Below are 12,429 nucleotides of genomic sequence, written 5' to 3'. Positions count from 1 at the left end.
GCTGGAGGCGTCTCAGGACGCCGTCAGCTCGTCCCCGACGCGCAGGACGCCCAGTGCCCGGGGTATTCCGAGACGGCCGAACATGACCGCGCGAGAGCCGTCGAAGCGCTGCGTGCGGTACCCGGCGAGCGCGCGGAGCGGGTGCGGGGCGCGCCGGGCGGTCTCCTGGTCGGTGTTGATGATGACGCAGCGGCCACACGGCTTGATCAGCTCGATGTCCGCGCCGCCGCCGCGCAGCCGGGTGACGGCGTCCTCGCCGTACGGGCCGAGGCCGCGCAGGACGATGTTGGGCCGGAAACGGCTCATCGGTAGCCGGGCGTCCATCCGGTGGTTCAGGTCGTCCAGCGATTCGGCGGACAGCACGGAGACGGGGTAGCCGTCAGCGTACGCGAGTGTCCCGCCGCCGAGCCTGGTGTCGCGCGTCCCGGTGAAGCGGACGAGGCGGCAGGGCAGCCCGAGGACGGACGAGAACCACGCGGCGGCGTCCTCGCCCTGGTCGACGCCCAGGCAGGGACGCCGGTGGACGGTCACGTCCCGGGCCGGGCCGTCCGCCGCCTCGCAGACCAGCGGCGTGCCCGCGAGCGGCGTGTGGACGGTGAGCTTGACGCCGTCGTACTCGGGGCGCAGCAGCGCCAGCTCGGGGACCTCGCGCTGCGACAGGTGCCGCCCGTCCGGGCGGACGACCATGAACGCGCGGTCGTGGCGCAGCCCGTCCGGCGTCAGGGCGGCCTCGGCGAGCGCGACGGCGCCCCCGCTCTTGATCGGGAAGACGTTCAGCCCGGCGACGACGGCTCTCATGATCCGGACGGTACGGGCCCGCCGCGCGGCCGGGCCAGAGGAACCGGCGATACTTGACGCTGATTCGTCAGCTTTGAGGCAGGGACGGGCATGACCGCACAGGACTTCACGTATCCCGAGGTGGGAGCCACGCGAGAGGCCGAGCGCCCCGGCGGCTACCGGCATCTGCGGCGCCGAATGCTCGTGGGCCACGGCCCGGCGGTGTTCCGGAACGCGGCCGACGCGGTCATGGAGTTCTGGATGCACCGGGCGATCCCGGTGCGGGTTGACGCGTCGGCCTCGCGCGCGGCGCCGGGCGTCGGCGTCGTGATCGCGCTGGGGGCCGGCCCGCTGCGGCTGAAGGCGCCGTGCCGGATCGTGTGGACGCGCGAGGAGGAGCGCTACGCCGGATGGGCGTACGGGACGCTCCCCGGGCATCCGCAGTCGGGCGAGGAGTCGTTCGTCGTGCATATGGACGACGACGGCGACGTGTGGCTGACCGTCACCGCGTTCAGCCGTCCGGCGACGGCGGTGTCGAAGCTGGCGGAACCGTTCGGCGGGATGTTCCAGCGCGCCTATGCGGGGCGGTGCGGCGCCGTCCTGCGGCGCCTCGCGCGCGCCTGACGGCTGTGCGCGCCCGACGGTCGGCACGGGGCTCCGGAAACGAAGTGGGCTGCGGGGCCACGCCCACCCCGGTCGTGGCCCCGCAGCCCCGTTCGAGGCCCCGTGGTTCGCAATTATCCCTACGAATCCCCGAGCGCACGAATCGGACGGATGAGTTTTGACTCACATTGTGACCTGCACTTCAGAGAATTGGTGGACGCGATGTCAGTAGCGGCCGCCGACGATATGCGCCTCGGTCGCCGTGCCCGTCGCACGCGGTGGCGGGGACGGCTCCATGACGGGACACAAAGCGCGGCCGTCGCAATTCAAAGGCGAGCGAAGAGGGAAATCCGCTTGGACCGGTTCGATCGGACGCGGCCGCGCCCGTCCTCATTCGGTCGATTTCCGCGGTCAACCGGCGGCCGTCCCGGCCCGTCCGCGCGGGCGCCCGCCGGTAGATTCGTGGCGCCGTGCCGGTGAACAGCGGGAATGGGGACGCGATGCGGGTCGAACTGCTCACCGTCGGGGACGAGCTGCTCCTCGGCGACACGATCAACGGGAACGCCGCGTGGCTCGGCCGCAGGCTCGCCGACCACGGCGTCGACGTGACCCGCAGCGTCGTCGTCGGCGACGAACTGGACGTGATCGTCGAGGCCGTGGCCGCCGCGCTCGGCCGCGCCGACGCCGTCATCACCACCGGCGGCCTCGGGCCGACCTACGACGACCTGACCCGCGACGCGCTCGCCAAGGCCGCGGGCGTCGGGCTCGTCCGGGACCCGGCGCTGGAGCGGCGGCTGCGCGAGCGGGTCGCGCGCGCCGGGCGGGAGCTGCAGCCGATGGCGCTGCGCATGGCGGACGTCCCCGACGGCGCGCGGGTCCTCGCCAACTCCGCGGGCTCGGCGCCCGGCCTGCGCGTCGAGCTGCCCGGCGGGATCGTCTACGCGCTGCCGGGCGTCCCGTTCGAGATGCGCACGATCATGGACGAGACCGTCCTGCCGGAGCTGGCGGAGACCGCCGGGCTGCCCGCCGTCGCGCGCCGCACGCTCCGCACCGCCCGGATGTGGGAGTCGGTCGTCGCGACGCGGCTCGCCGAGGTCGAGGCGATGGACCGGGTGCGGCTCGCCTACCTGCCCGATCCGGCCGAGGTGAAGGTCCGGATCACCGTCGCGGGGCCCGGCGCCGCCGGCCGCCTCGCGGACGTCGAGGCGCGTGTCCGGGACCTGCTCGGCGACGCCGTGTACGGGGCGGAGGACGAGTCGCTCGACCGGGTCGTCCACCGGCTGCTCGCGGAGCGCTCGGCGACCGTCGCCGCGGCCGAGTCGCTGACCGGCGGGCTGATCGGCGCGGAGCTGACCGCGATGCCGGGTTCGTCCGCGACGTTCGCGGGCGGCATGGTGACGTACGCGACCGAGGCCAAGCACCGGCTGCTGGGCGTCCCGGCGGACCTGCTCGCCGAGGAGGGCGCCGTCCACCCGGACGTGGCGGCCGCGATGGCGGCGGGTGTGCGGGACGTGCTCAATGCGACGTACGGGCTCGCCGTGACGGGTGTGGCGGGCCCCGACCCGCAGGACGACCGCCCGGTCGGCACGATCTATGTCGGCGTGGCCGGCCCGGGGGAGTCGCTCACTGTGGTCAGCCCGAAACTCCCTGTGCCCGGCGCCGGGCCGGAATCCCGCGCGGTGATCCGGCGGATGACCGTCGTGCACGCCCTTGAGCTGCTGAGACGCGTCCTGCTCGGGCTTGACGTCACGGAGCGGAGCGGGAAGGCTCAGGCGGATCGGGAAGATCGGGGCTGATTACAGCGTTACGTTCCGAGCGAACACGAATTCAACGGTCTGCCATGGCCGCCGTCAAGCCGGGTACGGTGGAACCGGCAGATGGTCCGAACTGAGGGAGGGAGCGAGACGATGGTCCTGCTTCGCCAGCTGCTCGGTGACGTACTGCGGCAGCTGCGGCTGCGCCAGGGACGCACCCTCCGTGAGGTGTCCGCGGCCGCGCGGGTGTCACTCGGCTACCTGTCCGAGGTGGAACGGGGGCAGAAAGAGGCATCGTCGGAACTGCTGTCCTCGATCTGCAAGGCGCTCGGCGTTCCGCTGTCGCACGTCCTCAGGGACGTGGCGGACCAGTTGGCCCTGGCCGAGCTGCAGCACGAGCCCGTCATGGCGGGCGCGCCGCCGGAGCACGAGCGCATTACCGCCGAGAGCATCCCGGAGACGCCGGAAGAGATCACCGGGGAGTTCCGCGCCGACATGGTCGCGGCCTGACCGGTTCTCGACGGCCCGTTCTCGGGCGCTTTCCCGGGCGTGTTCATGCGTCCGATCGGGGCCGCGGGTGTGCGCGGCCTCACGCATGAATGCGGCATTTGCGGGGAGGTTCCCGTGTTGTAACGGTTACCCGTAACGACGCGGAAGGAGCCCCACCATGGCGGCGGTCAAGAGCCCGATCGACGACGAGGCCAAGAAGGTCGCAGGGGACGCCCTGCAGGGCTCCCTCATCGACCTCATCGACCTTTCCCTGCTCGCCAAGCAGGCCCATTGGAACCTCACCGGACGCAACTTCAAAGTCGTCCACGAGCACCTTGACGAGATCGTCGCCCTCGCCCGCGGCGGCCAGGACGACGTGGCCGAACGCGCCGTGGCGATCGGCGTGAACCCCGACGGCCGTGCCCGCACCGTCGCCGACCGCACGAGGCTTCCGCAGCTGGAGGCCGGCTACCTCGACGACGACAAGGTCGTCGCCGCGGTCACCGACGTGCTGGCGCAGATCATCGCGCGGTTCCGCGAGCGCATCACGGTCACCGACGAGCCCGACCCGGTGACGCAGGACCTGCTCATCGGCATCGCCCGCGAACTGGAGAAGCAGCACTGGATGTTCCAGGCGCAGACCTGACGCGTCCAGGAACCCCAAGACGCCGGCCTGGCAAGGCGCGCCGCCGCGATCCCCGGCGCGCCGCCCCGGAGCCGACGAGGCCCCGGCCCTCGCAGACCGTTCCTGCGAGGTTCGGGGTCGTATTTTTTGTATTTCTCTCCTCCTTCGGCCCTGGCGGGCCTCCATCGTCGAGAAACACGGTGCGATCGCTGGCATCGCTTCGTCTCGCCTGGCGGCTCGCTGCGCGATCAGGTTTCTCGCAAGCTCGAAACCTGCCTTCGGACGCGATCGCGACGGTTTTGGTTGTTGCGGGGTTGCGGCGGTGGCTGAGGTCGGTGCTTCAGGTGGCTGGGGCGGGTTGTTCGGTTGCGGCTGCCAGCAGTTCAGGTTGTCGCGTCGTCGTGGCGGTGGCCGGCCTCGGCTTGGGCTAGTTGGGGGCGGGTTGGCAGTGGGGGCACCAGTACGTAGTTCGCTTGCTGGCCTGGGACGTCTGATCGGCGCGTTCTATGCGCGTGCCGCAGCGGCGGCAGGGGCGTCCGGCGCGGGCGTAGACCCAGTGCTCGCGGCCGCGGGCCAGGTCACCGGTGGTGATGTGGCCGTGCCGCTCCTTGTTGAGGTCCAGCAGCCTGTGAGAGAGCTCCACAAGGCCGAGGACGTCGGGAACGTTCCCGACCAGGGTCCACGGGTGGACGCCCCGCAGAAACAGGATCTCGGCCTTGTAGACGTTGCCGATCCCGGCCAGCCGGGTCTGGTCCAGCACCGCCTCCCCGATCGTCCGGGCGGGGTCCTCCTCCAGCCGCGCGGCCGCCGCCGCGGCCGACTCCGGGCCCCAGCCGGGATCGAGCAGGTCAGGCCCCAGATGGCCGACCGCCTTATGCTCCTCCGCGGTGCGCAGCAGCTCGACCAGGCCCAGGGAGTGGCCGACCGCCTGCCACTCCGCGTTCGCCAGCACGAGCCGGACGCGGTGGTCGCGGGGCACGGGCCCGGCCCGGCGGATCTGCCAGCGCCCCTCCATCAGCAGATGGGTGTGGACGGTCAGCCCGCCCTCGACCCTGACGAGGAGGTGCTTGCCGCGGGACACGGCGTCCAGGACGGTGCGTCCCCGCAGGTCGGCGGTCGCGAACCGGGGGACGCGGAAGTCGGAGCGCACCAGCGGCCGCCCGGCGAGCGCCTCGCGCAGGCGCCGGGCGGTCAGCCAGACGACGTCACCCTCCGGCACAGAAGACCCTCAGATGAACGAAGGGCTTTCCCAGGCGGACGGGTCCTCGGTCAGCTTCTGGACGGCCTCGGGCAGTTTCCCTTCGGCGATGTGCGCGAGCATGACCTGCTCCAGGATGGACCGCTCGCTGGCGCGCAGCGCGATCCACACGTCCTGCAGCGAACGCGCGGGCCCCTGGTACCCGACGTGCTCGGGGCGCTCGCCCCGGACGCCGAGCAGCGGCCCGTCGATGGCGCGGATGATGTCGGCGAGGGAGATCTTGTCGGCCGGCCGCGCCAGCCAGTAGCCGCCCTCGGGTCCCCGCTGGCTCCGGATGAGACCGGACCGGCGCAGCTGGCCGAGGATGTTCTCCAGGAATTTGGGCGGGATCTGCTGCGCCTCCGCGAGCTGTACCGCGGTCACCGGGTGGCTCCCGGCGACCGCCAGCTCGGCGGCGGCGCGCAACGCATAGTCGACCCGGGCGGACAATCGCATACGACCATTATCGCTTGTCCGCCGCACCGCTCCGGCACCGCGCCCCCAGGACCACCTACCCAAGCCACTGCCGCAACCATGCGACAACCTCAACGCCTGCGATCGCGTCCGAAGGCAGGTTTCGAGCTTGCGAGAAACCTGATCGCGCAGCGAGCCGTCAAGGCGAGACGAAGCGATGCAGCGATCGCGCGCGTTTCTCGACGATGGAGGGCGCCCAGCGCCCGAAGGAGGAGAGAAATGCAATAAGCACGACGCGACGCGCCCGACCGGAACCGGGCTGTTGTCCGGCGGGGCGCGTCGCGGGTCTCTCGGTGGCGGGTCAGGCGGCGGGGGTCAGGCCCAAGAGTTCGGCGACGGCTTGGGCGTTGGCGGCGGCCGCGCCGTAGGACGCGAGGTACACGGCGGAGCCGGGGCGCCACACGGGCAGTCCCATCTCCACCACGACGGTGTCCGGACGGGCCGTCAGCAGGGCGGTGGTGAGGGCGCGCTGGGCGGCGTGCCGGTGCGCGTCGCGGAGCACGACGATGAGGCCGCGTCCCTTGGCACGGTTCAGGACCCGGTCCGCCGCCCCGTTCGCCCCGTCCACTTGCAAGGCGTCGGGCGCCCACGGGCTCAGGCCCCAGGGGGTCGGGCCCATGGCGATGTTGCCGGTGGACTCCGTCTCGACGACGAGCGGCGCGCCGTCCCAGCCGGGCAGCGAGCCCGACACGCGGATGGCGCGGCGGGCCGCCTCCAGGCCGGCGGCGCGGTCGACGACGGCGGAGGAGTGGCCGGCGAGCCATTCCTTGAGCCGGCGCGTGCGGTCCGCGGCGTCCTGCAGCCGGCCCGGCGACAGCCGCCCGGTGCGGACGGCCTCGCCGATGGCGGCGAGGGTCGCCTCCAGGGTCTCGGCGTGCTCCTTCGGGCCGAGGCACAGCAGGTCGGCGCCCGCGATGAGCGCCCGGACGGACGCCTCCGGGATGCCGATCGCGCCGCTCGCGCCCTCCATGTCGAGCGCGTCGGTGACGATCACCCCCTGGTAGCCGAGATGCTCGCGGAGCAGCCCGGTGATCGCCTCGGGGGAGAGGGTCGCCGGCACCCCGCGGGTGATGGTGGGCAGGTTGAGGTGCCCGGTCATCACCGCGCGGGTGCCGGCCTCGATCGCCGCCCGGAACGGGACCAGCTCGCGCCGGTCCAGCAGCTCCAGGTCGGCGTCGACGAGCGGGATCGACAGGTGCGAGTCGTCCACGGTGGCGCCGTGGCCGGGGAAGTGCTTCGCGCAGGCCGCGACGCCCGCCTCCTGCGTGCCGGCGACGGACGCGGCGGCGTGCCGGGCGACGAGCTCCGGGTCGGACCCGAACGAGCGGGTGCCGATCACCGGGTTGTCGTCGGCGGTGTTGACGTCCACGGACGGCGCGAAGTTGAAGTTGACGCCGACGTCGGCCAGCTCGGCGCCCAGGGACCGGTAGATCCGCCGGGTCAGCTCCGGGTCGTCGACGGCGCCGAGCGCCGCGTTGCCCGGGTAGGGGCTGCCCGTCTGGTGGCCGCCGAGGCGGGTGACGTCGCCGCCCTCCTCGTCGATCGTGACGAACGGGTCGCCGGCCTTGCGCATCTGCGCGGTGAGCGCGGCGAGGGACTCCGGGCTCTGCACGTTGCCGGTGAGGGCGAACAGGGTGACGCCGGCGAGGCCGGCCTCCAGCTCGTCCAGCAGCCAGCGGGGCGCGACCGGTCCGGGGAAGGAGGGGAGCAGGGTGCCGCGTGCCAGCCGGGCGATGTCCGCGGTGGTGGCGATGTCGTCGGTGGTCACCCCTTCACCGCCCCGGCGGTGAGGCCGGACACCATGCGGCGCTGGACGAGCAGGAAGAACACGATGACGGGAATGGTGAGCAGCGTCGACGCTGCCATGATGGGCCCCCAGGCGTTGCCGCTGCGGCCGAAGAAGAACTGCAGCATGATCGGGAGGGTGTACTTGTTCTGGTCGTCGAGGAACGTGAAGGCGAAGATGAACTCGTTCCAGGCGGTGATGAACGAGAAGATGCTGGTGGCGACCAGTCCTGGCGCGACGAGCGGGAGCATGACCCGGAAGAACGTCCGGATCGGCCCGGCGCCGTCGATGGCGGCCGCCTCCTCCAGTTCGCGCGGCACCGCGGCGACGAAGCTCCGCAGCATCCAGATCGCGAACGGCACGGCGAAGCCGATGTAGACGATGACGAGGCCCGACAGGCTGTTCAGCAGGTCGAGCTGCTTCAGGTCCAGGAACAGCGGGATGACCAGCGCCTCCAGCGGCACCATCTGCACGATCAGCAGCATGATCAGGAAGGTGGTGCGGAACCGGAAGCGGAACCTCGCCACCGCCACCGCCGCCAGCAGCGCGAGCAGGCTCGACGCCACGACGGTGATCAGCGCGAGGATCGCGCTGTTGCTGAAGTACTGCCAGAAGCTGACCTCGGCGATGCCGCCGTTCAGCACGACGTCGAAGTGCTCCAGCGTCGGTTTCGCGGGCAGCGGCTTCGGCGTGGTGCTGAAGATCTCGTCGTTGGGCTTGAAGGCGGTGGACGCCATCCAGAAGACCGGGAAGACGGCGAGGAGGAAGACCACCACCCCCGTCGTGTTCAGAATGATCTTCCGGCGCAGCCGCTTGGAGGGCGGACGGCGCCGCGTGCCGGCCGGGCGCCTCGTTGACATGGTCGTCATTTCGTCTCCCCCTGGCGCACCATGACCCGCACGTAGAGGGCGGTGACGATGAGCAGGATGACCGTGAGCACCAGCGCGATCGCCGAGCCCATGCCGAGCTTCGGATTGAGCGACCCGAACGCCTCGGAGTAGCCGTAGAGCGACAGGTTGAACGCGTCGCGGTTCGCCATCCCGGACATGATGAACAGCTGTGTGAAGACCTTGAAGTCCCAGATGATCGACATGACGATCAGCACCAGGAAGATCGGCTTCAGCATCGGGTAGGTGAGGCTCCAGAACGTCCGCCACGGGCCCGATCCGTCCACCCGGGCGGCCTCGTACAGCTCGCCGGGGATGCTCTTCAGGCCGGCCAGGACGGACACGGCGACGAACGGGCACGCCTGCCAGACGACGCACACGGTGAGGACGGTGTACGTGGACAGCGGCGTGGCGAACCAGTTGTAGTCGGACCAGCCACCGCCGACGAGGAAGTTCGGCAGCAGGTCGAGGGTCCAGTTGACGACGCCGCCGGTGGAGCCGAACAGCCAGGTGAAGATGATCGCCGCGGTGACCGGAGGGGTGGCCCAGGCGACCATGACGCCGCCCGCGACGAAGGACGACATCCTCTTGCCGAGCTTGCTCAGCAGCAGCCCGACCAGCGTCCCGACGAGCATCGTCAGCGACACGGCGACGACGGCGAACAGCACGGTGTGCCGGAAGGTCTGCCAGAAGAAGGGGTCGTTGAGGATCGTGTCGAAGTTCTCGGTGCCGACCGACTCGGCCGGCTCGCCGCGCAGCTGGCGGTTGCCGACCTTCTGGAACGACATGATGCCGATCTGGATCATCGGCCAGAACATCAGGATGGCGATCACGACCACGGTCGGCGCGATCAGCAGGTAGGGCCCGAGGCGGGGCCCGCGGCGGGCGCGCGCCCGGCCGGAGGATCTCCGGCCGGGCGCTTTCCGCACCGCCGGTGCGGTGTCGAGCATGGACGTTCCGATCAGCCGGGTTCTAAGACGCGTTCAGCAGGGTGTTGGCTTGCTCGTTCGCCTTCTTCATCTCCTCTTCGGCGGACTTGCCCTGCATGATCGCCTTGATCGCGTTCGGGAGGACCTTCTTGGCCTGCTCGAACTCGCCCCAGCCGGCGCTGATGGGCGGGAACTTGGTGGTCGTGGCGATGGAGGTGAAGATCTCGAGCTTGGGGTCGGAGAACTTCACGTCCGAGCGCATGGACGAGAAACCGCTGTAGTCGGCCCACGCCTTGGCGTTCTTGGCGTTGTTCAGCACGGTGATGTAGTCGAAGGACGCGGCCTTCGCCTTGCTGTCGGCCCAGACGGCCAGGTCGGAGCCGCCCGCCATGACGGGAGCGTTCCCACCGGTCTTGGTCGGGATCGGGAAGACGCCCCACTTGTCGACGTTCTTGGGGGCGAGCTTCTTCATCTCCTTGAGCGCCCAGCTGCCGTCGAAGTACATGCCGACCTTGCCGAGCGCGAAGTCGCGCTGGGGGCCCTGCAGCTCGTGCTTGCCGATGTAGCTCTTGGACGCCACCTTCTCGGTGGTGACGAGGCCGGACCAGTACTTGGCGGCCTCGACGGCCTGCGGCTGGTCGAGCTTGCCGACCCACTTGCCGCCCTCGTTGGTGGCGACCTCGCCGCCGTTGCCCCAGATGAAGCTGAGCAGGGCGTTGGTCTGGTCGCTCGGCACGGCGATGCCGCCGCCGTCCACCTTGCCCGAGTCCTGGATCTTCTTCGCCGCGGCGGTCAGCTCGGCCCAGTTCTTCGGCTGCTGGATGCCGAGCTCCTGGAACAGGTCCGTGCGGTACCAGACGGCCCGGACGCCGCCGTACCACGGCACGGCGTAGGTCTTGCCGTCGGCCTGGTCGTTGGTGAGCGCGGTCTTGTTCAGCGTCTTGCCGTCGGCCCAGTCGCCGTACTCCTCGCTGATGTCGGCGAGGTTGCCCTGCTCGATGTGGGACTGGACGTCGGTGTTGCCCAGCTCGGTGACGTCCGGGCCCTCGCCGCCGGCCGCCGCCTTCTGGAACGTTGTAGCCACCTGCGGCCACGGGACGTACTTGATCTGGACGTCCGTGTTCGGGTGCTTGGTCTTGAACTCGGCCTCGACCTGGTCAAGGAACTTCGTCTGCTCCGTCGTTCCTTCGCCCATCATCCAGACTTTGAGCTGGGCGGGGTCCTTGGTCGCGCCCTTTTCCTCGCCGCCGTCGTCGCCGCCGCAGGCCGTGGCGGCCAGGGCGATAGCGGCAGCGACGGCCGCAATCTTCATGTACTTCACTGGGGATCCTTTCCGGCATCGCCTCGCGCGGCCTTGTGGCCTGCGGTGCGAGGGGAGATGGGGACCCTTTAGGGTCCCAGCCATGCCCCTCTCGCGTTCGCAACGCTCGCGGGCGCCCTGCTCGCCAGTCCGCGCTCTGCGCGCGCCCCCGATCCGGGGTACCGGACCGGTCGGCGCTTGGGCGTAAACTAACAAGAAACTTTCCTAAACAAAACTGCCGTTAGCGGATTGAGACACTTGAGACATCGAGGGGTACCAGCATGGTCGCCAACCGCCCGGGGACGCCGAGGCTCCTGCGTGAACTCAACGATCGCGCGGCGCTGGACCTGCTCGTCCAGCAGGGCCCGCTGACCCGTGCACAGATCGGTGAGCACACCGGGCTGTCCAAGGTAACCGCGTCCCAGCTGTTGTCGAGACTGGAGGACCGCGGGCTGGTCGCGGTCGTCGGGTCGCAGGCCGGGGGGAGGGGGCCGAACGCCGCGCTGTACGCGGTCGTCCCGTCCAGCGCCTATGTGGCCGGCCTCGAGGTCGGGCCGGACGGCGTCACCGCCGGCGTGGCCGACATCACCGGGCACATCGTCGCCCAGGTCACCGTGGACCCGAACGGCGCGGACGAGCCCGTCCGGATGGTGCACGCCGCCGTGGTGAAGGCGTGCCGCTCGGCCAAGGTCGCGCTGTCGAAGCTGAGCGCGTTCGTGATCGGCACGCCAGGCGTCGTCGACCCGCAGTCCGGCGACGTGCAGTTCTCTTTCGACCTTCCCTCTTGGCACGAGGGCGTCCTCGCCGCGCTGCGGACCGATCTGCGCCGTCCGGTGACGATCGAGAACGACGTCAACCTCGCCGCCATCGCCGAACGGGCCTACGGCGCCGCGCGCGGCGCCGACGACTTCGCCCTCATGTGGCTCGACCGCGGCATGGGCCTTTCGGTGATGCTGGGCGGACGGCTGCACCGCGGCCGGTCGGGCGGCGCCGGCGAGATCGGCTACCTGCCCGTCCCCGGCGCGCCGCTGCCGCTCGGCACCGCCCGCCGCGTCCCGGCGGACGAGGGCGTCACCGAGTCGACGACCTGGGGCATCCCGACCCTCGCCGGCGGCTACGGCGCGCTCGTCGGCGCGGACGCCGTCCGCGCCCTCGCGCACGAGTACGGCGTCAAGGAGGCCACGGCGGTGGACTGCGTCCGCGCGGCCGCCGCCGACGAGGCCCGCGGCGGCCCCTTCCTGGACGATCTCGCCCGCCGCATCTCCTATGGCGTGACCTCGGTCAACATCGTCCTGGACCCGGGGCTCGTGGTGCTGTCGGGCAACCTCGGCCGCGCCGGCGGACGGCCCCTCGCCACCCGCATCGAGGAGATCGTCGGCCGCATCAGCCCGACCCGTCCGGCCGTGGCCATGACGATGGTGGAGGGCAACCCGGTGTTGCGCGGCGCCCTGCACGCGGCCCTGGTGAAGGCCCGCGACGACGTCTTCTCCGCGGCCGGAGCGTCCTAGCGCCGCGTGGGTCTGAAAGTGCGGCGCGGGCCTGGAAGAACTGAGCGGGCCTGGAAGAAC

Annotated in this window: 12 protein-coding genes; 5 read left to right on the top strand and 7 right to left on the bottom strand. The window is 71.0% G+C overall.

Annotation, left to right across the window (positions count from 1 at the left end; all coding sequences use genetic code 11):
- Window positions 1-12: 12 nt before the first annotated feature.
- A complete protein-coding gene (locus ACH35V_RS10710) occupies window positions 13-798 on the bottom strand; it encodes an MOSC domain-containing protein (protein ID WP_395971680.1) in 786 nt (261 codons plus the stop codon).
- Window positions 799-888: 90 nt separating this feature from the next.
- Here ACH35V_RS10710 and ACH35V_RS10705 point away from each other — a divergent pair, with 90 nt between their 5' ends.
- The 4 genes from ACH35V_RS10705 (at window position 889) to ACH35V_RS10690 (ending at window position 4,269) form a co-directional block, all read left to right on the top strand.
- Window positions 889-1,401, top strand: coding sequence for a DUF1990 family protein (locus tag ACH35V_RS10705; RefSeq protein WP_395971679.1), 513 nt, complete (start codon window positions 889-891; stop codon window positions 1,399-1,401).
- A gap of 479 nt (window positions 1,402-1,880) precedes the next feature.
- The gene (locus ACH35V_RS10700) at window positions 1,881-3,176 is read left to right on the top strand and encodes a CinA family nicotinamide mononucleotide deamidase-related protein (RefSeq protein ID WP_395971678.1); all 1,296 of its coding nucleotides are present in this window, start codon (window positions 1,881-1,883) and stop codon (window positions 3,174-3,176) included.
- A gap of 111 nt (window positions 3,177-3,287) precedes the next feature.
- Window positions 3,288-3,644: a helix-turn-helix domain-containing protein gene (locus ACH35V_RS10695; RefSeq protein WP_132172850.1), complete on the top strand. Its 357-nt coding sequence runs from the start codon at window positions 3,288-3,290 to the stop codon at window positions 3,642-3,644.
- Window positions 3,645-3,801: 157 nt separating this feature from the next.
- Window positions 3,802-4,269 carry a DNA starvation/stationary phase protection protein gene (locus tag ACH35V_RS10690; RefSeq protein WP_395971677.1) on the top strand — a complete coding sequence of 156 codons (468 nt, stop codon included), beginning with the start codon at window positions 3,802-3,804 and terminating at the stop codon, window positions 4,267-4,269.
- Window positions 4,270-4,675: 406 nt separating this feature from the next.
- Here ACH35V_RS10690 and ACH35V_RS10685 read toward each other — a convergent pair whose 3' ends face one another.
- The 6 genes from ACH35V_RS10685 to ACH35V_RS10660 all read right to left on the bottom strand — a co-directional run bounded on the left by ACH35V_RS10685 (window position 4,676) and on the right by ACH35V_RS10660 (window position 10,873).
- Window positions 4,676-5,467 (bottom strand): DNA-formamidopyrimidine glycosylase family protein, encoded by a 792-nt coding sequence (locus ACH35V_RS10685; protein WP_395971676.1) that lies wholly within the window; start codon window positions 5,465-5,467, stop codon window positions 4,676-4,678.
- Window positions 5,468-5,476: 9 nt separating this feature from the next.
- Window positions 5,477-5,941: an RrF2 family transcriptional regulator gene (locus tag ACH35V_RS10680; RefSeq protein ID WP_395971675.1), complete on the bottom strand. Its 465-nt coding sequence runs from the start codon at window positions 5,939-5,941 to the stop codon at window positions 5,477-5,479.
- Window positions 5,942-6,260: 319 nt separating this feature from the next.
- A complete protein-coding gene (locus tag ACH35V_RS10675; RefSeq protein WP_395971674.1) occupies window positions 6,261-7,727 on the bottom strand; it encodes a glycoside hydrolase family 3 protein in 1,467 nt (488 codons plus the stop codon).
- A complete protein-coding gene (locus ACH35V_RS10670; RefSeq protein WP_395971673.1) occupies window positions 7,724-8,614 on the bottom strand; it encodes a carbohydrate ABC transporter permease in 891 nt (296 codons plus the stop codon). Before ACH35V_RS10670 ends, ACH35V_RS10675 begins: the two co-directional genes overlap by 4 nt.
- Entirely contained in the window at window positions 8,611-9,582 is a 972-nt protein-coding gene (locus ACH35V_RS10665; protein ID WP_131963708.1) for a carbohydrate ABC transporter permease, read from the bottom strand. The genes ACH35V_RS10670 and ACH35V_RS10665 overlap by 4 nt, the downstream gene beginning before the upstream one ends.
- Before the next feature lie 22 nt (window positions 9,583-9,604).
- The gene (locus ACH35V_RS10660; RefSeq protein WP_395972040.1) at window positions 9,605-10,873 is read right to left on the bottom strand and encodes an extracellular solute-binding protein; all 1,269 of its coding nucleotides are present in this window, start codon (window positions 10,871-10,873) and stop codon (window positions 9,605-9,607) included.
- Between the two features lie 269 nt (window positions 10,874-11,142).
- Between ACH35V_RS10660 and ACH35V_RS10655 the strand changes: the two genes are divergently transcribed.
- Complete coding sequence (locus ACH35V_RS10655; protein WP_395971672.1) at window positions 11,143-12,369, top strand: ROK family protein; 1,227 nt, start codon at window positions 11,143-11,145, stop codon at window positions 12,367-12,369.
- The last annotated feature ends 60 nt before the right edge of the window (window positions 12,370-12,429 follow it).

Source organism: Actinomadura sp. 1N219, from assembly GCF_044326405.1.
Classification (GTDB): domain Bacteria; phylum Actinomycetota; class Actinomycetes; order Streptosporangiales; family Streptosporangiaceae; genus Spirillospora.
Note: the sequence above shows the minus strand (reverse complement) of the source record. Positions and strands in the feature narration are given on the sequence as shown.